Source organism: Leisingera thetidis (assembly GCF_025857195.1).
In the GTDB taxonomy this organism is placed as follows: domain Bacteria; phylum Pseudomonadota; class Alphaproteobacteria; order Rhodobacterales; family Rhodobacteraceae; genus Leisingera; species Leisingera thetidis.
Genome location: NZ_CP109787.1, coordinates 451,306 through 471,900 on the forward strand (window position 1 = coordinate 451,306; position 20,595 = coordinate 471,900).

Genomic DNA, 20,595 nt, shown 5'->3' on the forward strand with positions numbered 1-20,595 from the left:
CCAGGGGTTGCTGCCAACGAGCTTGGAACCTGCGATGTTGTCAGCATCGAAGTGTATCGTAAACTGCTCCGAACCATGCGCCTAAGCGACAATCAGGCTGGCCTCCGAATCCAAGAAACCGCCATGCGGTTGCAATCCGGGGTAGCTGAGACGCCATGCGTCATCGTCCAGGCTGACATAGCCCAGTGTCAGCTTGCCCACCACATCTCCGGGCAGCTCGACGAACCAGGTCCAGGGGCCGCCGGAAACGATGGTCATGACCTCGTCGATACCCACACCCTCGTCGGTGTGGTTAATGTGAAGCGGACCAAGTTTGCTCTGCACCCAAACCCGGGTTCCCGTATCCATCGCCTTCATGTCATAGAGTTTGGGGTAAGGCGCGCCATCCGGCTCGGAAGTCATCAGCGAACCGCCGTTTTCGACGACAGGCTCACGGCCCGCGGCTTTGATTTCCGCCAGCAGGTCATCCCGGGTCAACTCGAAATGCGATATTATCCGGGCAGCCTCTTCCTCGGTGACCGCGCGGCTTTGCGATGCCTCCAGCAACGGCAGCGCGTCTTTCGGAAGCGGAACGGCAGGTCAGGGCCGGAGTCACGAATCGACCAAGCGCCAAAACCCATGTTTTCGACCGTGTTCCTTCCTGAGCATCTCGAGGAACTGCGCGTGGGAGGGGTGGTCACCATAATCCGTGATGGTCGCATCGCAGGACCGGCATTCAGTCAGATGGCGCGCCGCGTGGCGGTAGCGCGTGGATTTTCCGCCGGTTAGCGTGTCCAGCACCATGGCACGGCGCATCAGTGTGGCGGCGAGCGGGTGCTGGGCCTCAAGAGCGTCTGCCGCGCTCGTGAGGGTGTGATAGGAATCCCCGTTCAGTTCCTCGGCCCGAGCAACCGCGATCCGCGCCGCGCGGCCGAGAGATGGCCAGTTCACCAGGAAACTGATCCCCGCACCCAGATGCGGATAGGCCTCGGCAAAGTCCAGGGCAGCCTCTTCTGCCTCGATGTCGTCGAAATCGGGAAGCAATTTCAGATACTTTCGAAGGCAGGACGCGCTGAGGGTCTGCTCGAAGGTCCTCCGCAGATGCGCCGTCAACTCCTCCGTCTTGCCCTGTTTTTCGAGGCATTCTTCATAGACCGCGTCGAGATCGTAACGGAACATCCGGATTGACTTACCATCCTCGGCGGTGCGGGCACGGGTGACGATGTCGAACGCCTCGTCAACGCGCCCCGCATCCAGCAATCTGCGCGCGACGTCGGGGGCGATGGTGCCGTAGGTCAGCTGTTCTTCGGAATAGCGTGCCATGTAGGCATCGACATCCCCCTGGGCGTCCGCCACATCCGCAAGGATGATCGACCGCGTCGCCTGCTTGTTGCGCCGCACGCTGTCTTCGGCAGAAGACATGAGGCCGTAGCCCCGGTATTGCACGAGTTCCTGCTCGGTCGGCGGGGCGTCCGCCCATACTTGCGTGATCTGCTTGAGATGCTCGAGCCCCTCCTGCCCCAGCGCCTCCGCCGTCGCGGGGATGATCCCGTCGAACTCGCCGTAGCCCGCATCGGCAACAGCGTCGAGAACGCGCTCCGCCAGGGCGGTGCGGTCCTGGGAAGCAGTGGGCGATAGTTTCGCGATCAGGTCCACCGCCTCACTCATAACGCCGCCAATCGCGCCGTTGCTGTCATCCGTGCGCTCGTGGACCGAGGGGGCCAGGTGCAGGAACGACCAGAGCAGTTCGAACGCTTCGTTCGGGTCATGGGGGGCGATGGTGTTTTCGATCATTGCCAAGAGCCCCTCCAGATCCTTGACCAGCGCTTTTTGCTTGCGCCAATCGACGAAGCTGGTCGCGCGGCGCAGAGAGGCGAAGCGTTTGCGGAGATCGGCAGCAACTTCCTTAGGACCTTGGGCCGCACTGAGCTCCATTCTCGCGCGGCGCTGTAAAGCGGCGCTTCCCTGGACAAGATCCATGACCAGTGCGGCGAGCTTCTCCGCGCCCAGCTTTTCAAGGTTGGCTTGGTTCAGGGTTTTCTTGGACATGGTGAGGCGCCGGGCTCCTTTGCAATGAATGCCGCGGACAATGTCGTACAGGTCTTGCTGCGGCAAGCACCAAAGGCCGCTTCCAGGAAGCTGCCCGAAACTATCGAACGACAGGTCTGTGCCGCAAAGCTCGTTACTATTCAGCAGATTGCAACGGAAGCAGCCCCGTATTCGAAGGCGGGTCAGAGCTGATGCAGGCGCATACGTCAGAATGTTGTTCGCTGCCTGCCGTGTCCGGTGTCCCGCTATGGCGCCTCTTTCGGCTTGCTTTGCCTCAGCGGCCGACCGATAGGGCTGTATGTTCAAGAACCGGGCCATCGTCTTTATTCTGATTACGCTGATGATCGACGCTATCGGCATTGGTATCGTTTTCCCAATCATGCCGGACCTGATGGAGCGCGTGGGTGCAGCGGACACCGGCAAAGGCGCGCTGTGGGGTGGGCTGCTGATGGCCGCCTATGCAGGCGCGCTGTTCCTATGCGGCCCCATTGTCGGCAGCATCTCCGATGCGGCTGGACGCAGGCCGGTCCTGATCGCCGCGCTTGCCATGCTGGCGCTTGATTATGTGATCATGGCCTTGGCGGACAGTTTCTGGCTGCTCTTGCTTGGCCGGACGCTCGCGGGCCTTGCCGGGGCGACCTACATCACCGCCACCGCCTATATTGCGGACATATCTTCACCGCGGGAAAGAGCCGCGAATTTCGGCCTCATCGGCGCCGCGTTCGGGATCGGTTTCGTGCTTGGTCCGGCCATCGGCGGTGTTGCGGCAGAAATCAGCATCGCGGCGCCGTTTTGGATCGCGGCGGTTCTGTCGGCCGGCAATGCCCTTTTCGGAGTTTTTGTGCTGCCTGAGAGCCTGGTGCCGGAGAAACGCCGCCCCTTTGGCAAGCGAGATCTCAACCCGTTTAAATCGATCTTCGATGCCTTCCGGCTGCCGGGGCTTGCAGTGCCGCTGCTGTGCATTTTGATCTTCGAGTTTGCCAATATGGTCTACCCGACGCTTTGGGCTTTCTGGACCCGCGAAGTATTCGATTGGCCGACGCTTTACATCGGGCTTTCGCTTGCGGCCTACGGCGTGCTTCTGGCTTTGGTCCAGGGTGGGCTGATGCCAATCCTTATCAGATGGATCGGGGACTTCCGCACCTTGATGCTCGGCATGATATCGGCACTGACCGGAATGATCGGTTTTGGCTTTACCGGGTCGGTTGCGGCTCTGGCCGTCTTTCTTATGCTCGCAGCGCTGTCTGATCTTGTGCCTGCCTTGCTGACGGCCATGGCATCGAACCAGGTGGATGAAGATCGGCAAGGGGTGGTGCAGGGCGTTATCGCGTCGCTGTCATCCGTCGCGGCAATCCTGGCGCCCCTCGTGATGACCGGCCTGTTCAAGGCCTCTGTTGACGATCAAGGCTTTTACTTGCCGGGAGCTCCCTTCCTCTTCGCAGCGGTTTTAGTATTGGCAATGATGCCTCTCGTGGTGCGCTTGCGGGGGCATGCTTCGGTTTGAGCAACGATTATGTCAGAATGACTTTGCGCAGCGGGTTGTGGCAGGTAAGTCCTGATTGCAATCGCTCGCACCAAAGAAACGCTGCGCGATGCACAAATGACCGCTTCAGTGAACGCATTGCTGAGGAAAGCTTTTTGGCCGAATGGCAGCTCAGGGCCGTCTGTGAAAATGGCTGTTAGGGCCGATCTTGTCGGTGGATATCTACGCCGCGGCCCTGATGTTGCGTTGCATCCGAGGTCATAGGGCGGCGAACACCTGGCCGGAACGGGCCCTGCGAGGAGTGGCCCTCGGCCGGAAGTCGTAGTTTTGTGCTGGCTCCGAGCGCGACGGCGCCCGCGCGGCCTTCATGTATACCCCGATCTTCACGGCAAAACTGGATGATACTAACCTCAGGCATGGCTGTCTGATATCCTCGCCTGGCCGTGCCCCGAACGAGCACACCGCAGGCGCCGGATCTCCTCTCACGGAACTGAAAGGCGCGAGACGAAGCTACTCAGGCGGTCGCGTGAATAACCTCTGAAACAGGACTTCCGCTCGCCGCAGGCCCTCATCAGTTAGTATGACAGACTTGGCGCGGTTAACCGGGTCGTGGATTAGGCCTTTCTGGTATAGCCGATCCGTCACAGACCAGTCGAAGCTTTTCCAGGCCCGGCGCTCCTCATGCAGCGTCAGCCAAAGCAGCGCTAGAACCGCATCGTCGACCTTGTCCTCGTCGATTTCCATGGTCCATCGAATACCACATTAGAAATCAGCAAGCACCGCGGTCTTCACCGAAAGCATACAAAAATAGCCTCATCAGCCACCAAGCAGCACCGAAGGAATGAAGTTGCCGAACGTGGACGAACCGAGGGCATGCCTCGCCAAAAGGCTAGAGCCTCATTCGCGGCACGTCGTTCGGGTCGAGGCGCAGCTCGATCAAGAGCGGTCCGTCCCGGGTTGCGATGGCCTGGATCGCTGTTTCCAGGTCTTCTGCAGAATTGACCTGAACCCCCTGACCGCCAAGAGCGGTTGCAACGTCCGCAAAGGAGGGCCAATCGAACATGGACAGACCCGGGTCCATCTTGCGGTCGAGGAACTGTATATGCTCGGCGCCATAGGCGCTGTCGTTTGCCACGATTACAATCAGGTCCTGTTTCATCCGGACAGCGGTGTTGAATTCGTTGATCCCGCCCATCATGAAGCCGCCATCGCCGGTGAAGAGAATGACGGACCGGCCGGGTATGGCAAAGCCCGCACCTATAGCCACTTGCAGGCCCAGCCCAATAGAGCCGAAATTGGTTGTCGCGATGAAGCTTTCAGCGTCGGGCACTGATAGACGGCACCAGACCTCGGTCATGAAACGTCCGCCATCAGTGGTGAGAAAGCGGTCTTTGGGCAGGGCCTCTTCCAGCCGGTCGAGCGCATATTCGAAATTGACGTATCCGGGCTTTGCTTTTTCAGGGTTGCCCTTGGGATGGGCTGTCAGCACCTCCATGTCCAACTCGGCTGTGAAACCGCTGCCGGGGATTTCGGCCTCGTCCAGCCACCAGATGATATTCTTGGCGGTCAACCCGGCATCGGCCACGAGCGCCGCGTGGGGATGATAGTTTTTCGAGACCTCGGTGACGGTGTCGTTGATCTGCACCACCCGCTTCCCCTTCATCAGCGCCCCCTTGTCGGTGGTGAACTGGTGCAGGCTTGTGCCGAACGCAACCACACAATCGGCCTTGTCAATCGCCTCGTAGGCGGCAGGTGTGGAAAGCGTTCCGAAGATGTCGATATTATAGGGGTGGCCGCTGAACATCCCCTTCGCCTTGAGCGTGGTGGCCAGCGGGGCCTCAAGCCGGTCGGCAAGCTCAATAATTTGCGGAACGGAATCCTTGGCGCCGATGCCCGCCAGAATAATCGGTCGCTTGGCGCTGGCGATCATGCCCACCGCCTCGTCCAGGTCATCGCCCGCAGGGACATACGCGGGGGCATTGAAGGCGGGGAAGACATGGGACACGTGCTCAACCTCCTGCCACATGAAATCTGCGGGCATGTTCAGCACAATGGGCCGTTTCTCGACCTGGGCGCGGTAAAACGCATGGGCCACGTCATACGAAGCCGTCTCCGGCGACCGCATCTGCTCGAAGCCCGCCCCAGTCACCTTCACCGTCTCGCGCTGGTCGATATTCTGCAGATTGTGCGGGTTTGACACGGGGGTGTCACCGGCCAGAAGCACTATCGGCACATGGCCCCGCGCGCCTTCGGTCAACGCAGTGACGCAGTTTGTCAGCGCCGGCCCGTGGGTCACGGTGGCCACACCGACCCGGCCTGCCACCCGGCCGTAAGCAAGCGCCATTAGAACCGCGCTGCCCTCATAGGCCACCGGCACAAAGGTGCCGCCGCCCTCGCGCACGTAATGGTCAACCATGAACAGGTTCGCATCCCCCATCAGCCCGAACATTGTGCCCTGCCCATGGTCGAAGAGGGATTGGGCGATGGATTGGTAAACGTACATGTTGCAGTTCCTCGGTTGTCTCTTCGTCTGCGCTTCTTCGTATTAGTACCTGCTCACCCGCGCGAATTTTGCGCAAAATTGAGCGTTCCAAAGGGGATTTCCCGGTGAAGTACGCATCACTTTGGCCAAAGATGCGTGATAATCGCAAGTTGGCTGCGTAAAACGATTTGAAGGGAACATCTCATAATTCAGCAAGTTCCATCGGCGGCATCGAAAATGACTTTGATCGATCTTCCTTCATAATCGAACGAAAATCGATCAAAGCCAGTTCTGCGGAATACCAGTCTGTTTGATTGCCGATGAAAATCATCGCTTCCGCCATATTCATGGCGAGTTTCAAAATCCGGCTGCGAGTTCGCTTCGAGCCCGAAACAGCTCTCGGCTACGAAATGCACAAACAGCAGGTCTCCGCCGTCCGCGTAACCCGGTAATACCGGTTTGCATAAAGCGGTCCTATGGAGGCGGCCAGGCTGCATGTGTGGCGAACCGCAGCAACGTTCCGCGGAGGCATTGCTTGGGATGAAATGCTGCACCTGGTTGCCAATGGCCGCTCTGGCGACCGCTGCAATGCGGCAGCTGGATGGTGACGAGTGTCCGCAAAGGGCCGCGACTTTCTTGCGGGAATTCGCTGCGGCTGCGAAATGCTGCAACCGCTCGCTCAGTAAAATGGGCTCGAAGCGGTGATTGCGCTTCCAACCCGTTCGCTGTTCGCGCGTGCCACATTTACTGGAAAGAGCTGGCCTGCGGGGCGCCTTTCTTGTTGGCGGCCGTCAGCGCGCCGCTCAGGCCGGGTCGGCGGCGTAAGACTGCAGGATGCTCAGCGGCACGATGTCCAGCGCGCGCTGGTGGGTCGCTTCCAGATGCACCCTGGGGGCGCAGCCCTCGTCGGCGGCCTGCAGGAAGCGGGCGGCGCACAGGCACCAGCGGTCGCCGGGCTGCAGGCCGGAAAAGCCGAACTCGGGCCGCGGGGTGGTGAGGTCGTTGCCGACGTATTTGGAGAACGCCAGGAACTCGGCAGTGGTCACCACGCAGACGGTGTGGCTGCCCTGATCCTCGGCGCAGGTGTTGCAGTGGCCATCGCGGAAATAGCCGGTCACCGGCGCGGTGGAGCAGGGCACCAGCGGGCCGCCCAGAACATTGATGCTGTTGTCTCTTTCCATGGGGGCCTGTCCTTGCCGCATTTCGGGGCCGCGTTCCGGCATAATGGTAGCGCAAATGCGCCGCCCGTCCCGGGTTTTCCGGTGCGGGATGGGCCCATGATCTCCATGCGCGCGGTCAGGTCAATCCCGCCGGCGCCCAAAGGCCAGCGGCCCGCCACGGGGATGGCGGGCCGCTGCCTCCGGACCGGGGCCAGGTGTCGGGTGTCAGGTGTTGAACAGGAAGTGCAGCACGTCGCCGTCCTTGACGATGTAGCTCTTGCCCTCGGCCCGCATCTTGCCGGCTTCCTTGGCGCCCTGTTCGCCATTGCAGGCGACAAAGTCGTCATAGGCGATGGTTTCGGCGCGGATGAAGCCCTTCTCGAAATCGCCGTGGATCACGCCCGCCGCCTGCGGCGCCGCGGTGCCGGTGCGGATGGTCCAGGCGCGCGCCTCCTTGGGGCCGACGGTGAAATAGGTTTCCAGGTGCAAAAGCTCGTAGCCGGCGCGGATCAGCCGGTCCAAACCTGCCTCCTCCAGGCCCATTTCCTCCAGGAACATCTGCGCTTCGTCCGCTTCCAGCTGGCTGATCTCTTCCTCGATCTGGGCGGAGATGATCACATGCGCGTTGCCCTGCGCCGCGGCCATGTCCGCGACCTTGGCGGAATGCGCATTGCCCTCGACCGATTCCGACTCGCCGACGTTGCAGACATACAGCACCGGCTTGGTGGTCAAGAGCTGCAGCAGCTTCCAGGCCTTGGCGTCCTCGGCGTCGACCTCGACCAGGCGGGCGGGCCTGCCGTCTTCCAGCATCGCCTGGGCGGCGGCCAGCAGGCGGTCCTGCTGCTGCGCTTCCTTGTCGTTGCCCTTGAGCTTGCGCACCAGGTTGGCGCGGCGCTTCTCGATGCTTTCGAGGTCCGCGAGCATCAGCTCGGTCTCGATCACCTCGGCGTCGGCCACCGGGTCGACACGGCCGTCCACATGGGTCACGTCGCCGTCTTCAAAGCAGCGCAGCACATGGGCAATGGCGTCGGTCTCGCGGATGTTGGCGAGGAACTGGTTGCCCAGGCCTTCGCCCTTGGAGGCGCCCTTCACCAGGCCCGCGATGTCGACGAATGTCATCCGGGTCGGGATGATCTGCCGGGAGCCGGCAATTGCCGCCAGCTTGTCCAGCCGCGCGTCCGGCACCGCCACTTCGCCGACGTTCGGCTCGATGGTGCAGAACGGAAAATTGGCCGCCTGCGCCGAGGCGGTTTTGGTGAGCGCGTTGAACAGCGTCGATTTGCCAACATTCGGCAGGCCGACGATTCCCATTTTAAAGCCCATGCCGGCCTCCTGATACCACTTGGGAGCTGCTTCTAGGCAGCATTGGCCCCCCGCGCAAGCCAAGTATGGCTGGCAAATGGGCCACAATTGCCTTCTGTGCGGGGCCGCACAGCCTCCCCGCATATTGCTTTTTGCCGAGCGGCCTTGGAAAACCGCCGCAAGAAAATACCTTTGTGCAAAGAAAAATTTCTCCGAGGGGCTGGAAATGAACAAGACAGCGATGCTGGCGGCTGCACTTTCGACTGCGATGGCATTGCCTGCGGCGGCGCAGGAGGTGGCGCTGGGACTGGGCTATGCCGACTATCACCGCCAGACAGCGGAAGACGGTGCAATGTTTGCGGTGGATTACATGCACGCGCCGTTCCACCAGAAAGGGCGGCTGTCAGCCCGTTTCGGCGCCGCGCTGGAGGTTCAGGAAACCGGAGATGTGTTTGCCGGTGTCGGCATCAGCGCGGTGATCGATCTGAACAATGACTGGTTCATCGAGAACAGCGTAATGCCGGGTGCTTACCACGAAAGCTCGGCGGGCAATGATCTTGGCTCCGCCTTTGAAATCCGCACCCTGCTGGCGGTGGGCAAGCGGTTCCGGAACGGCAAGGCGGTGTCGCTGGCGTTCAGCCACAAATCCAACGCCTCGACCGCGGATGAGAACCCGGGCGTGAACGCGCTGGCCTTGCGCTGGCACATTCCGCTGGGCGGCTGAGGCGGGCCGCAGAAACCGCGCGGGATTGATTTCCCGCGCAACATTCGGCACACCATGGCGGACATATTTCAAAAGGCCCGCCCATGACCCGTATCGATGCCAAATTCGCCGACCTGAATGCCGCCGGCAAGAAAGCTTTTGTCACCTATGTGATGGCGGGGGACCCCGATTACGACACCTCGCTGGAAGTGGTGAAGGGGCTGCCGGGCGCCGGTGTCGACATCATCGAGCTGGGCCTGCCGTTCACCGATCCGATGGCCGACGGCCCGACCATCCAGCTGGCCGGGCAGCGGGCGCTGGACGGCGGCATGACGCTGGAGCGGACGCTGCAGCTGGCCGCCGATTTCCGCAAGGGCGACGACAGCACGCCGATCGTGCTGATGGGCTACTACAACCCGATCTACAACCGCGGCGTCGACAAGTTCCTGGAGGACGCCAAGGCGGCCGGCATCGACGGGCTGATCGTGGTGGACCTGCCGCCGGAAGAGGATGACGAGCTGTGCATCCCGGCGCAGAAGGCGGGGCTGAACTTCATCCGCCTGGCCACCCCCACCACCGACGATGCGCGCCTGCCCAAGGTGCTGCAGAACACCTCGGGCTTTGTCTATTACGTGTCGATCACCGGCATCACCGGCGCCGCCGAGGCCGAAGCGGGCGATGTCGGCCCCGAGGTGGCGCGGATCAAGGCGGCCACCGATCTGCCCGTCATCGTGGGCTTCGGCATCAACACGCCGGAGAAGGCGCAGAACATCGCCTCGATCTCCGACGGCGCGGTGGTCGGCAGCGCCATCGTCAGCCAGATTGCCTCCGGGAAGTCGCCGGATGAGGTGCTGGCCTTTGTGAAGTCTCTTGCGGATGGCGCGCACAAGGGCTGAGCGTTCAGACCCAGAACACACTTAGAGCAGCGCCCTCCCGTGGGGAGGGGCTGGCGCTGCCCGGCGGTGCTGCCGGGCGATACGGATGCAAAGCGCATCAATTATTGAAGAAACCGCGCCTTCCAGCGCGGTTTTTTGCATCTCAAGGGGTGCGGCAAAGGCGGCGTTGCACTGCGTTGCTGAAATTGGTAAAGAAACTTTACCAGATGAAAGCGGGAGAGACTCCGGTGCCGGTGATTACCAATATCGACGACCTGAAGCGCATCTATGAACGCCGTGTGCCGCGGATGTTCTATGACTATGCCGAAAGCGGCAGCTGGACCGAGCAGACCTTCCGCGAGAACACCTCGGACTTCGGGCAGATCCGGCTGCGCCAGCGGGTGGCGGTGGATATGTCCGGGCGCAGCACCGCCAGCCGGATGATCGGCCAGGACGTGGCGATGCCGGTGGCGCTGGCGCCGGTCGGGCTGACCGGCATGCAGCATGCCGATGGCGAGATCAAGGCGGCCCGCGCGGCGGAGGATTTCGGGGTGCCGTTTACCCTCTCGACCATGTCGATCAACTCGATCGAGGAGGTGGCGGAGGCGACCAGCAAGCCGTTCTGGTTCCAGCTTTACACCATGCGGGACGAGGATTACATCCGCCGCCTGATCCAGCGCGCCAAGGAGGCCGGATGCTCGGCGCTGGTGATCACGCTGGATCTGCAGATCCTGGGCCAGCGGCACAAGGATCTGAAGAACGGCCTGTCAGCGCCGCCCAAGCTGACGCCGAAAACCATCGCCAACCTGATGACCAAATGGGCCTGGGGCATCGGGATGCTGGGCGCCAAGCGGCGCAATTTCGGCAATATCGTCGGCCATGTGCAGGGCGTCTCCGACACCTCGCAGCTGGGCGTCTGGACCGCCGAGCAGTTCGACCCGTCGCTGGACTGGGGCAAGGTCGCAAAGCTGATGGAGATGTGGGGCGGCAAGGTGATCCTGAAGGGGGTCCTGGATGCCGAGGACGCCCGCATGGCCGCCAAGCTGGGGGCGGATGCCATCGTGGTGTCGAACCACGGCGGGCGCCAGCTGGACGGGGCGCTGAGCTCGATCCGGATGCTGCCGGAAATCCTGGATGCGGTGGGAAGTGATGTGGAGGTGCATCTGGACAGCGGCATCCGCTCCGGCCAGGACGTGCTGAAGGCGCTGGCGCTGGGCGCCAGGGGCACGATGATCGGCCGCGCCTTTGTCTACGGGCTTGGCGCCATGGGGCAGAAGGGCGTCACCGCGGCGCTGGAGGTGATCCAAAAGGAGCTGGATACCACCATGGCGCTGTGCGGCGAACGCTCGGTTGCTGACCTGGGCCGCCACAACCTGCTGGTGCCGCAGGATTTCGGCGGGTGCTGGCAAGCGTGAAGCCAGCGAAATAAAGACAAACGAACGGAGTTTTTGCTGTCAAAGCTTCCCGCAAGTGAGCAACCATGGGTTGTGTTAACTGGCATCGGGAGGATTTGATGCGGACGTTTTTAGCGACCTGCGCCATTGGCGCGGCAGCGATGGCGGCGCCTGCTGCGGCGCAGACGGTCTATGTCAACCAGGGCAGCGACTGGACCCCCAGCCTGCGCCAGCAGTTCTATACCCAGGACCAGGGTGCCCGCATCATGCCCATCAGCTGGATGCGGGCGCTGCAGCTGCCCGATGGCAGCGCGTTCCTGCACGATGCGCTGGCGCGCTACGGCTACCTGCCCATGGCCGGGCGCAGCGAGGCGGACCTGCCGGCGGGCTTCACCACCAATGGCAGCGGGGCGGACATGGCGGTGGGCATGACCTGTTCGGCCTGCCACACCCGCCAGATCGAGGTCAGCGGCACCGCCTACCGGATCGACGGCGGGCCGGGGATTGTCGATTTCCAGAGCTTCCTCAAGGATCTTGACGACGCGGTGCTGGCGGTGCTTGCCAATGAGGCGGCGTTTGACGGCTTTGCGGACAAGGTGCTGGGCAGCGGCGCCGGCGCATCGGAGCGCAAGGCGCTGAAAGCGGCGGTGGAGGTCTGGAGCAACCGCTTCCACACGCTGATCGACCGGTCGCTGCCGGACCCGGCCTGGGGGCCTGCGCGGCTGGACGCGGTGTCGATGATCTTCAACCGGCTGGCGGGGCTGGATCTTGGCGCCGAAGAGGATGATTTCCTGATCCCGGAAAACATCGCCGTGGCGGATGCGCCGACGCGCTATCCGTTCCTGTGGAATGCAGCGCGGCAGGATTTCACCCAATGGCCCGGATTTGCCGCCAACGGCAACGACCTGCTGGGGCTGTCGCGCAACCTCGGCGAGGTTTACGGCGTTTTTGCCGAGTTCCACCCGCAGCCGCAGTCCGGGCTGCTGTTCAACCGGGACTACATTGCCCGGAACTCGGCCAATTGGGAGGGGCTGAAGGAGCTGGAACAGTGGATCTGGGACATCGGCGCGCCGGAATGGCCGTGGGAGCTGGACCATGATCTGGCGGCGCAGGGCGAGGCGGTGTTCAACCGGCCCTCGGCGGAGGGCGGCTGCGTCGCCTGCCACGGCAAGAAGAAGGGCCAGTTCCGCTCGATCTTCCACACCACCTTTGAGACGCCGATCGTGGATGCAGGCACCGATACCCGCGAATGCGGGGTGCTGACGCGGACGGTGAAGACCGGTGTGCTTGAAGGCGCATCGATCCCGCTGACCGGCACCACGCTGGGCGCGGAGGCCAAGGCGTTCGATGTGCTGGCGGTGTCGGTGATCGGCGCCATCGTGCAGCACTCGCTGGGTGCCTTCGGCGAGGATTCCATCAAGACAGCGCAGGCGGCCGAGGCGACGCCGGGCAATGCCGACGACCGCGAAGCGCTGTCGCAGTTCGAGGATCTGCGCAAGGCCTTCCCGACCGGCGACAATGACGGCAGGCTGAAGGCCGCGGCCGGACCGGGCTGCAAGTACGAGGCCCGCGTGCTGGACGGGATCTGGGCCGCGGCGCCCTATCTGCATAACGGATCGGTGCCGACCCTGACCGACCTGCTGAAGCCCGCGGCCGAGCGTCCCGCGTCCTTCACCCCCGGTCCCAGCTACGATATCGAGGCGGTGGGCATGGCGGCGGAACAGACCGAGTTCAGCCATGTGATCGAGACCACCGGCTGCGATCAGCTTGATTCGGGCAACAGCCGCTGCGGCCATGAGTACGGCACCAGCCTGCCGGAGGCAGACAAAAAGGCGCTGCTGGAGTATCTGAAGTCGATCTGAGCACCGCAAAAGCGGCTGCAGCCCCTTGCGCAGAAGGGCTGCGGCTGCACAAAGCCCTTTCCAAAACACGGCATCCGGTCTATAGGCACGGCTTCACGCGGGGTGACAGCCTTGGAGGCACCCCGCCCTGGACATATTGGAGAATAGACATGGCAAAAGAGATTCCTGATCTCGTCGCCGAAGTACGTGCGGGGACGGGCAAGGGCGCCGCTCGCGCTGCGCGCCGCGCAGGCATGGTACCGGGCGTTGTTTACGGTGGCGACGTGGATCCCGTTGCGATCCAGATCCCGTTCAACGTTCTGCTGAAAAAGCTGAAGGCCGGCCAGTTCAAGTCCACCCTGTGGAACCTGAAGGTCGAAGGCCATGACGACGTGCGCGTGATCTGCCGCGACGTTCAGCGCGACGTGGTGAAGGACCTGCCGACCCACCTCGACCTGATGCGCCTGCGCCGCACCTCGAAGGTCAACCTGTTCATCCCGGTTGAGTTCATCAACGAGGAAGCAGCCCCCGGCATCAAGAAGGGCGGCATGCTGAACGTGACCCGTCCCGAGGTCGAGCTGGTTGTGACCGCCGGCGACATCCCCGAGAAGCTGGTTGTCGACATGGCCGGCCTGAACATCGGCGACGTTGTCACCATCTCGTCGATCGAACTGCCGGCCGGCGCCAAGCCGACCATCGACCGCGACTTCGTGATTGCCAACATCGCTTCCCCGGGCGGCCTGACCGCGTCGGATGACGAAGACGGTGAAGGCGAAGACGATGAAGCAGTGGAAACTGCAGAAGCATAAGACCTGCCCCTTGCGGGACGGTTGGCGGGCTCCCGTGCGGGGCCCGTTTTCTTTTGGGCGGCAGGCGGTCTGCACATGATTGACTTTCCGCCGCTCTGGTGCCCCATTTCCGTCTGAGGACAGGGGAGACGGGCATGGCCGATTACGATATTGCCATCGCGGGCGCAGGCATCGTCGGCATGAGCACCGCGCTATGGGCGCAGATGCGCGGGCATAAGGTGCTGCTGGCCGATCCGCAGGAGCCGGGATCCGGCACCAGCTTCGGCAATGCCTGCACTTTGGCGACCTATGCCTGCCTGCCGGTGAACGACCCGTCGGTGCTGGCCTCGCTGCCCAGTCTGATGTTCTCCAGGGACAGCCCGCTGTCGCTGTCTTATGGCCATGCGCTGCGCAATCCGCGCTGGATGCTGTCGTTCCTCGCCAATTGCCGCCCCGCGGCCTCGCGCCGCATCGCCGGGCATCTGGCGGATCTGCTGGCCCATGCCGATGCCGGGATCAACCCGCTGATCGAGGCCGCGGGCGCGCAGGATCTGGTGGTGGCGCGCGGCCAGCTGTCGGTCTGGTCCACGGCATCGGCGGCCAAGGCCGCCACCGCCGGTCTGGACCGCCGCCGCGCGCTGGGCGTGCCCTGGCGCGAGGTCGGCCCCGAGGAGGCGCGGGAGATGGAGCCGGGGCTGCGGCTGCCGGTCCGGCGGGCGGTGCACTTCCATGCCGCCCGGCACCTGCGCGATCCGCAGGAGTTCATTTCCCGGATGCACCAGGCGTTTGCGGATCTTGGCGGCACAACCCTGCGCGCGGCTGTTGATGCGGTAAAGGCCTCCGCCACCGGGGTGGAGCTGCGGGCGGAGGGCCAAAGCCTGACCGCGGACCGCGCGGTGATTGCCGGCGGCGCCTTTTCCGGGCGGATCAAGGGGGCAGGGACGGAACAGCTGCCCTTGGGGACCGAGCGCGGCTATCACCTGATGTTCCGGGAGGAGGCGCAGCGGGTGACGCGGCCGGTCGGCTGGTCGGAGGCCGGGTTCTATGCGGTGCCCCATGCAAAAGGCCTGCGGCTGACCGGCACGGTGGAGATCGCATCGCTGGAGGCCCCGGCAAACCGGCGCCGCCTGGCCTATATCGCCCGCAAGGGCGCGGAAATGCTGGGAGAGCTGCCGGAGCCGGACAGCGACTGGCTGGGCTTCCGCCCCACCATGCCCGACTCGCTGCCGGTGATCGGCCGCAGCCCGCAGTCGGACCGGCTGCTTTATGCTTTCGGGCACCAGCATCTGGGGCTGACGCTGGGCGGCATCACCGGGCGGCTGATTGCGGATCTGGCAGAGGACCGCCAGCCCAATATCGATCTGGCGCCCTTTGCGGCGGACCGGGGGTATGCCTGAGACAGCCGGCCTCTGGATTCCGCGGCCCAAATAGGGCATCACTCGGGGCTACGGAAACGCAAGCGGGCAGAGGCCATGAAACTCTTTGTGGGGCTGGGCAATCCCGGCCCGAAATACGAGCGCAACCGCCACAACATCGGCTTCATGGCGCTGGACGGGATCGCGTCGGATCACGGGTTCTCCCCCTGGAAGTCCAAATTCCAGGCGCTGATCAGCGAGGGGGTGCTGGGCGGTGAAAAGGTGCTGCTGCTGAAGCCGCAGACCTTCATGAACCTCTCCGGCCAGTCGGTCGGCGAGGCGATGCGGTTTTACAAGCTGACCCCTGCCGACGTCGTGGTGCTGCACGACGAGCTGGACCTGGCGCCGGGCAAGGCGCGCATGAAGCAGGGCGGCGGCCACGCGGGCCACAACGGCCTGCGCTCGATCCATTCGCATATCGGCGCCGACTACGGCCGGGTGCGGCTGGGCATCGGCCATCCCGGCCATAAGGACGCGGTGGCGGGCTATGTGCTGCGCGACTTCCCCAAGGCCGATGAAGGCTGGCTCGATGACCTGATGCGCGGCATCTCGGACGGGGCGGCGGAGCTGGCCCGCGGCGACGGCGGCAAGTTCATGAATGCGGTGGCCTTGAGGGTGGCGCCGCCGCGCAGTTCCGCCACCAAGCCCAAGCCGGAGGCGCCGAAAACAGCCAAGGCAGAGCCGGCGCCGGACAGCCGCTCGGCCCTGGAAAAGCTGATGGACAAGTTCAAATAGGCCGGGAGGCAGGCAGATGGTGAAACTGATTATCGACACCGATCCGGGCATCGACGATGCCATGGCGATCTTCTATGCCGCTGCGGCGCCGGACATCGAGCTGCTGGGGCTGACCACCATCTTCGGCAATGTGACCACCGCCACCGCCACCCGCAATGCGCTGCGGCTGCTGGAGGCCGCCGGGCTGGATGTGCCGGTCGCCGCCGGGGCCGCCAAGCCGCTGGTGCTGCCGCCGTTCAAGCCATCGGCCCATGTGCATGGGGAAGAGGGCTTTGGCGGCATCCCGGCCGCGGCCCCCCGCGGCGCACCGCTGGAGGAAGACGCCGCGGATTTCCTCTGCCGCATGGCGCGGGCGCACAAGGGCGAGCTGGTGGTCTGCCCGATCGGCCCCCTGACCAACATCGCGCAGGCGATCCGGCGCGACCCGGAGTTCCTCCAGAATGTGAAGTCCATCGTGGTCATGGGCGGCTCCCTGGAGGAAGGCGGCAACATCACGGAACATGCCGAGGCCAATATCTATCACGACCCCCACGCCGCGGACGTGGTCTGCCAGGGCGGCTCCAAGGTGGTGTTTGTGGGGCTGGACGTCACCCACCGCATTCTGTGCCGGCCGGAGGATTTCGAGGCGATGGCGTCCAAATCGCCGAAGCTGGGCGGGATGCTGCAGGAAATGTCGCATTTCTATATCAGGTTCTATCTGGAGGTCGCGGGCCTCAACGGCTGTTCGCTGCATGATCCGGCAGCGGTGATTGCCTGCACCCATCCGGAGCTGTTCGGGATGCGCGAGGTGCCGCTGGAAGTGTCCTGCGAGGGCGAGACCACCGGGGCTGTCCTGGCTGCGGCAGAGGGCACCCGCGCCCCGGTCAAGGTCTGCATGACGGTGGAGGCGGAGGCGGTGAAGGCGCTGTTCCTCAAACGCCTGGCGCTGCTGCCCTAGGGGGTTGGCACTGGTCGCGGCCGGGCACCTGCAGCCGGCATCGAGGGCGCTGGTTCGGATGGCACCGCGCTGCTGCGGGCGTGCCGGGCCAGGACCCGGGCGGCCGCCATTTTCAGACCCGCGGCCATAAAATCCCCGCCGTTTCATTCGGGCGGTGGCGGTGAATTCCCGAAGGCGTCAAATGAGGCGAGTTGATTTAACGCAATACTCCTTTTGCGGGATGAATCTGTTGACTGCCCAATTCTCAATATGTAGCCATTGGAGGGTGGGCCAGAGGAGCGTGGCATGATAAGTGTCCCTGTTGCATTTATTTTTTCTTTTGCATTGGCTGCAATTCTTGTCTGGATTGTAACGGATCACCGGCGGCGGGTCGGTTTTTTGCCGAAACTGACACTCAGCCTTCTGGCGCTGCAATCGGTGCTGATCGGGCTGCGCTGGACCTATGATTTCCGCGATTCATTGCTGATCCAAGCGACACTGGCCACGCTGATCCCGCCTCTGGTTCTGCTGAGCATGCGGCAGATGGTGTCAACGCAGGCTGCGAAGGAGCCGCTGGAACGTGTCCTGCTGTATTGCATACCGGCCTTGGTCGTACTGGTGTCGCCCTTGCTCAACCTGACTTTTGTGGATTGGATCATCGAAGCGGTCGTGATCGGTTTCGGGATCGCGCTTGTCTATCTGGGCATGTCGAAGGACATCGAATGGCGTGACCGGGTGCCTTTTGCAGGCGTGCTGGAGGCGAGCATCGCCTTTATCGTGTCGGGGTGCGCGCTGCTGATGTCGGCGCTGGTGGATGTGGCCGTCTACTATGATATCGCCCAGAACAGCGGCCAGATGGCAGCGCAGATCGTTGGCATCGCCAATCTGATCGTCTTGCTGTGCCTTGTGCTTGGGGTGCTGCTGCTGAACCGCCGCACCGATCCGGGCAGGCTGCAGGACACGCCTGCACCGGCCGGGCTGGAAGCGGACACTGCGGCGGAGCCCGAAGACGCCGAGGAATTGCAGCAGGCGCGGGCGGCGCTGCTGGAAAAGATGGATGCGGTGATTGCCGAACGGAAGCTCTACCGCGATCCCGACCTGAGCCTGGACCGCCTCTCGCGCAAGCTGATGATCCCGTCGCGGCAGATTTCCTTGGCCGTCAACAGCCAGCGCGCCATGAATGTCTCGCAGTATATCAACCTGTTCCGGGTCGCCGAGGCCGCCTATCTTGTCAAAGCGGAAAAATGCTCGATCACGGAAGTGATCTATGAGGTCGGTTTCAACACCAAGTCCAATTTCAACAGGGAATTCAAGCGTATCGTCGGTGTCAGCCCGAGCGAATGGCGCAAAGGCCATGACAGCGGCGGCAATTCGCCCCTGGAGAAATTCCAGGAAGACGTTTCGACCGATCTGGCCTGGGAGCCGGTGCAGGCACTGGCCGAAAGCGCCTGACCGGGGTGTTTCAGCCTGCCGGGACCGGCGGAACAGGGGCGGCAGAGGATTCCGCTGAATAGACAAACGGGCGCCGGGAGGACAATTCGGTCACAAACCGGCGCCGGTCCAGCTTGCAGTTCGCATTGATCTGGAAGGCATCGGTGCCAAACCAGAAACGCGGCACCATATAGGCAGGCAACTGCCGGGACAATTGCTGCGCCGCGCTGCGGAGCGCGTCCGGCGCGGAGCCGCCCAGCACAAAGGCGCGCAGGCCGCGCTTTGCCGGATGCAGGTCAACCACTGCCTCCTCGATGCCTGCAACCGATTGCAGGGCGGTTTCGACATCGGCCAGGTTGATGCGGTGGCCGTGGAGCTTGATTTCCCGGTCCTTGCGGCCTTCGAAATACCAAAGATCACCCATCTTCCGGGCCCAGTCCCCGGTGCGGTAGGAGCTGCTGCCGGGAAAGGCGAGGGCCTGTCTGTCCGGATCGCCCAGATAGCCCAGACCAACCGAGCGCCCGGTGATCGTCAGCTCGCCCGGGCCCGCGCCGCCGCCGGCGGCAGTTGCCAGCCGGGTTCCCCTGCGCGCCCGCCCGATCGGCAGCGGCTGCGGTGCCTCCAGATGGGCCCGGCAGATCTCGACGGAGGTCACTGCAACAGTGCATTCGGTGGGGCCGTAGGTGTTGAAGATGCGCAGGCCCGGGAACCGGTCCCACAGGGTCTCAACCAGCGATTTCGACAGCACCTCGCCGCAGAAGACCATGGATTTCAGATCCGGGAGCGCTGCCGCATTGAATGCCTTGTCGCGCGTCCAATGCAGCGCCAGCGCCGGGGTCGACACCCATGTGCCGAGCCGGTGGTTCCGGTAGCGTTCGATCAGCATTGCGGTGTTGAACAGATCCCGGTGGTCCAGCGCGCTGATGGGGCGGAGGCTGAGCCAGGAGAACCAGAATTCGAACAGCGACACATCAAAGCAGTGGCGCACGTTGCCGCTGATGCAGCGGGCCGGGTCCATCCCGGCAAGCAGGTCCTGCGCCCAGTCCACGAAATCCGCCAGATTGGCGTAAGACACGGCAATGCCCTTGGGCCGGCCTGTGGTGCCGGAAGAAAACAGCACATAGGCGGCGGCGCCGTCCGCGGCCTCCGGGGGCAGGGCTGCCGCGGCCCCGGACACGCCGTGATCCGCCGCCGCGCTGCCCCGGCTGCAGCCCTGTTCGGACACCGGCCAGGCCGGGACGCCGGCAAGCTCATCTCCCGCATGCCGGGGGCAGGCGATCAGGGCAAGCCCCGCGCCGCAGGTGCGGGCAATCTGCCGGATCCGCTCCGGGCTGGTGCCGGTTTCCACCGGAACCGCGGCGCGGCCCGACAGCAGAGCCGCCCAATAGGCGATCAGAAAGCGGCGGTGCTTGTGGCCGTAGATCAGAACCGGGCCGCGTCCGGCGGCGGCAAGCTGCGCCGAAAGCGCCAAGGCGGCGGCATGCAAGGCCTTGAAGCTGAGGTCGCCGTCGGTATGCAGGTAGGCCGGCGCGCCGGTTTCCGCAAACCGGCTGAACACCCGGCGCAGCGCGGCATGCGCGCCTGCGGCCCCTGCAGCGCTCATACGGCATCCTCTAGCGCCGACAAGCGCCGGGCCACGAAGTCCGACAGTTTGCGGGGGGATTCGAAATCTTCCGGCGCAAGACGCGCCGCACCCAGGGTGAAACCCGGAATGGTTTCTTCGAGGATCAGAAACAGCTCGATGAAGCTGCCGCTGTCGAATCCCAGATCCGCCTCGAACCGGGTCTCCGGGGTGATGCTGCCGGGGGTTTGGGTTTCGTCAATTTCGCAGATCGCTGCGATGATCTCATTAATGTGTCCGGTCATTGGATTCTCCTGAAACGGGCGTTGCGGGGCAGCGCGAAGCCTGTGCCGTGCGCGGGCACGTCCCAAATCCACCATGCCGGACCCTGCCGGGGCGACCTTGATACGCGGCGCCAGTGCCTTGATCGTGTCTTAGGCCCTGATCGGACCGATTGGACCTGCGGGCGGGGCCGCTTTGC

The 20,595-nt window shown here is 63.6% G+C and carries 19 protein-coding genes and 1 pseudogene; 11 read left to right on the top strand and 9 right to left on the bottom strand.

Annotated elements, in window-relative coordinates; all coding sequences use genetic code 11:
* Positions 1-81: 81 nt before the first annotated feature.
* Complete coding sequence (locus OKQ63_RS02225; protein WP_264212348.1) at positions 82-546, bottom strand: hypothetical protein; 465 nt, start codon at positions 544-546, stop codon at positions 82-84.
* Between the two features lie 45 nt (positions 547-591).
* The gene (locus OKQ63_RS02230; RefSeq protein WP_264212349.1) at positions 592-2,028 is read right to left on the bottom strand and encodes a DUF6880 family protein; all 1,437 of its coding nucleotides are present in this window, start codon (positions 2,026-2,028) and stop codon (positions 592-594) included.
* Between the two features lie 298 nt (positions 2,029-2,326).
* On the opposite strand from OKQ63_RS02230, the gene OKQ63_RS02235 reads away from it, so the two are divergent.
* Together OKQ63_RS02235 and OKQ63_RS02240 are read left to right on the top strand one after the other, a co-directional pair.
* On the top strand, positions 2,327-3,532 hold the full coding sequence (locus OKQ63_RS02235) for an MFS transporter (protein WP_264212350.1): 1,206 nt from the start codon (positions 2,327-2,329) through the stop codon (positions 3,530-3,532).
* Between the two features lie 250 nt (positions 3,533-3,782).
* Positions 3,783-3,949, top strand: a pseudogene (locus OKQ63_RS02240) (IS66 family transposase); the annotation flags it as partial.
* 72 nt (positions 3,950-4,021) lie between these two features.
* Here the strand turns inward: OKQ63_RS02240 and OKQ63_RS02245 are convergent.
* The 5 genes from OKQ63_RS02245 to ychF form a co-directional block, all read right to left on the bottom strand.
* Positions 4,022-4,255, bottom strand: coding sequence for a DUF6429 family protein (locus OKQ63_RS02245; RefSeq protein WP_264212351.1), 234 nt, complete (start codon positions 4,253-4,255; stop codon positions 4,022-4,024).
* 145 nt (positions 4,256-4,400) lie between these two features.
* Positions 4,401-6,014, bottom strand: a complete 1,614-nt coding sequence (locus tag OKQ63_RS02250; RefSeq protein ID WP_264212352.1) for a thiamine pyrophosphate-binding protein — start codon at positions 6,012-6,014, stop codon at positions 4,401-4,403.
* A 181-nt stretch (positions 6,015-6,195) separates the two neighbouring features.
* A complete protein-coding gene (locus OKQ63_RS02255; RefSeq protein ID WP_264212353.1) occupies positions 6,196-6,342 on the bottom strand; it encodes a hypothetical protein in 147 nt (48 codons plus the stop codon).
* Between the two features lie 454 nt (positions 6,343-6,796).
* Positions 6,797-7,174 (bottom strand): DUF2237 family protein, encoded by a 378-nt coding sequence (locus tag OKQ63_RS02260; protein WP_264212354.1) that lies wholly within the window; start codon positions 7,172-7,174, stop codon positions 6,797-6,799.
* 204 nt (positions 7,175-7,378) lie between these two features.
* A complete protein-coding gene (ychF, locus tag OKQ63_RS02265; RefSeq protein WP_264212355.1) occupies positions 7,379-8,476 on the bottom strand; it encodes a redox-regulated ATPase YchF in 1,098 nt (365 codons plus the stop codon).
* A gap of 205 nt (positions 8,477-8,681) precedes the next feature.
* On the opposite strand from ychF, the gene OKQ63_RS02270 reads away from it, so the two are divergent.
* The 9 genes from OKQ63_RS02270 to OKQ63_RS02310 all read left to right on the top strand — a co-directional run bounded on the left by OKQ63_RS02270 (position 8,682) and on the right by OKQ63_RS02310 (position 18,574).
* On the top strand, positions 8,682-9,179 hold the full coding sequence (locus tag OKQ63_RS02270) for an acyloxyacyl hydrolase (protein ID WP_264212356.1): 498 nt from the start codon (positions 8,682-8,684) through the stop codon (positions 9,177-9,179).
* 83 nt (positions 9,180-9,262) lie between these two features.
* Positions 9,263-10,054, top strand: coding sequence for a tryptophan synthase subunit alpha (trpA, locus tag OKQ63_RS02275; protein WP_264212357.1), 792 nt, complete (start codon positions 9,263-9,265; stop codon positions 10,052-10,054).
* 227 nt (positions 10,055-10,281) lie between these two features.
* Positions 10,282-11,448 carry an alpha-hydroxy acid oxidase gene (locus OKQ63_RS02280; RefSeq protein ID WP_264213861.1) on the top strand — a complete coding sequence of 389 codons (1,167 nt, stop codon included), beginning with the start codon at positions 10,282-10,284 and terminating at the stop codon, positions 11,446-11,448.
* A 98-nt stretch (positions 11,449-11,546) separates the two neighbouring features.
* On the top strand, positions 11,547-13,289 hold the full coding sequence (locus tag OKQ63_RS02285; protein ID WP_264212358.1) for a di-heme-cytochrome C peroxidase: 1,743 nt from the start codon (positions 11,547-11,549) through the stop codon (positions 13,287-13,289).
* Between the two features lie 149 nt (positions 13,290-13,438).
* Positions 13,439-14,077, top strand: coding sequence for a 50S ribosomal protein L25/general stress protein Ctc (locus OKQ63_RS02290; protein ID WP_264212359.1), 639 nt, complete (start codon positions 13,439-13,441; stop codon positions 14,075-14,077).
* A 134-nt stretch (positions 14,078-14,211) separates the two neighbouring features.
* Positions 14,212-15,453, top strand: coding sequence for an NAD(P)/FAD-dependent oxidoreductase (locus OKQ63_RS02295; RefSeq protein WP_264212360.1), 1,242 nt, complete (start codon positions 14,212-14,214; stop codon positions 15,451-15,453).
* Positions 15,454-15,528: 75 nt separating this feature from the next.
* Positions 15,529-16,206 (top strand): aminoacyl-tRNA hydrolase, encoded by a 678-nt coding sequence (gene pth / locus OKQ63_RS02300; RefSeq protein ID WP_264212361.1) that lies wholly within the window; start codon positions 15,529-15,531, stop codon positions 16,204-16,206.
* A 16-nt stretch (positions 16,207-16,222) separates the two neighbouring features.
* The gene (locus tag OKQ63_RS02305; protein WP_264212362.1) at positions 16,223-17,143 is read left to right on the top strand and encodes a nucleoside hydrolase; all 921 of its coding nucleotides are present in this window, start codon (positions 16,223-16,225) and stop codon (positions 17,141-17,143) included.
* Positions 17,144-17,521: 378 nt separating this feature from the next.
* The gene (locus OKQ63_RS02310) at positions 17,522-18,574 is read left to right on the top strand and encodes a helix-turn-helix domain-containing protein (RefSeq protein WP_264212363.1); all 1,053 of its coding nucleotides are present in this window, start codon (positions 17,522-17,524) and stop codon (positions 18,572-18,574) included.
* A gap of 10 nt (positions 18,575-18,584) precedes the next feature.
* Here OKQ63_RS02310 and OKQ63_RS02315 read toward each other — a convergent pair whose 3' ends face one another.
* Together OKQ63_RS02315 and OKQ63_RS02320 are read right to left on the bottom strand one after the other, a co-directional pair.
* A complete protein-coding gene (locus OKQ63_RS02315) occupies positions 18,585-20,156 on the bottom strand; it encodes an AMP-binding protein (RefSeq protein ID WP_264212364.1) in 1,572 nt (523 codons plus the stop codon).
* A complete protein-coding gene (locus tag OKQ63_RS02320) occupies positions 20,153-20,419 on the bottom strand; it encodes an acyl carrier protein (RefSeq protein WP_264212365.1) in 267 nt (88 codons plus the stop codon). The genes OKQ63_RS02315 and OKQ63_RS02320 overlap by 4 nt, the downstream gene beginning before the upstream one ends.
* Positions 20,420-20,595 lie beyond the last annotated feature (176 nt).

Coding starts and splice junctions, on each gene's coding strand:
- trpA (WP_264212357.1), top strand. CDS start 9,263: ATGACCCGTATCGATGCCAAATTCGCCGACCTGAATGCCGCCGGCAAG.
- OKQ63_RS02320 (WP_264212365.1), bottom strand. CDS start 20,419: ATGACCGGACACATTAATGAGATCATCGCAGCGATCTGCGAAATTGAC.
- ychF (WP_264212355.1), bottom strand. CDS start 8,476: ATGGGCTTTAAAATGGGAATCGTCGGCCTGCCGAATGTTGGCAAATCG.
- OKQ63_RS02290 (WP_264212359.1), top strand. CDS start 13,439: ATGGCAAAAGAGATTCCTGATCTCGTCGCCGAAGTACGTGCGGGGACG.
- OKQ63_RS02260 (WP_264212354.1), bottom strand. CDS start 7,174: ATGGAAAGAGACAACAGCATCAATGTTCTGGGCGGCCCGCTGGTGCCC.
- pth (WP_264212361.1), top strand. CDS start 15,529: ATGAAACTCTTTGTGGGGCTGGGCAATCCCGGCCCGAAATACGAGCGC.
- OKQ63_RS02230 (WP_264212349.1), bottom strand. CDS start 2,028: ATGTCCAAGAAAACCCTGAACCAAGCCAACCTTGAAAAGCTGGGCGCG.
- OKQ63_RS02235 (WP_264212350.1), top strand. CDS start 2,327: ATGTTCAAGAACCGGGCCATCGTCTTTATTCTGATTACGCTGATGATC.
- OKQ63_RS02270 (WP_264212356.1), top strand. CDS start 8,682: ATGAACAAGACAGCGATGCTGGCGGCTGCACTTTCGACTGCGATGGCA.
- OKQ63_RS02255 (WP_264212353.1), bottom strand. CDS start 6,342: ATGAATATGGCGGAAGCGATGATTTTCATCGGCAATCAAACAGACTGG.
- OKQ63_RS02285 (WP_264212358.1), top strand. CDS start 11,547: ATGCGGACGTTTTTAGCGACCTGCGCCATTGGCGCGGCAGCGATGGCG.
- OKQ63_RS02245 (WP_264212351.1), bottom strand. CDS start 4,255: ATGGAAATCGACGAGGACAAGGTCGACGATGCGGTTCTAGCGCTGCTT.
- OKQ63_RS02295 (WP_264212360.1), top strand. CDS start 14,212: ATGGCCGATTACGATATTGCCATCGCGGGCGCAGGCATCGTCGGCATG.
- OKQ63_RS02305 (WP_264212362.1), top strand. CDS start 16,223: ATGGTGAAACTGATTATCGACACCGATCCGGGCATCGACGATGCCATG.
- OKQ63_RS02315 (WP_264212364.1), bottom strand. CDS start 20,156: ATGAGCGCTGCAGGGGCCGCAGGCGCGCATGCCGCGCTGCGCCGGGTG.
- OKQ63_RS02250 (WP_264212352.1), bottom strand. CDS start 6,014: ATGTACGTTTACCAATCCATCGCCCAATCCCTCTTCGACCATGGGCAG.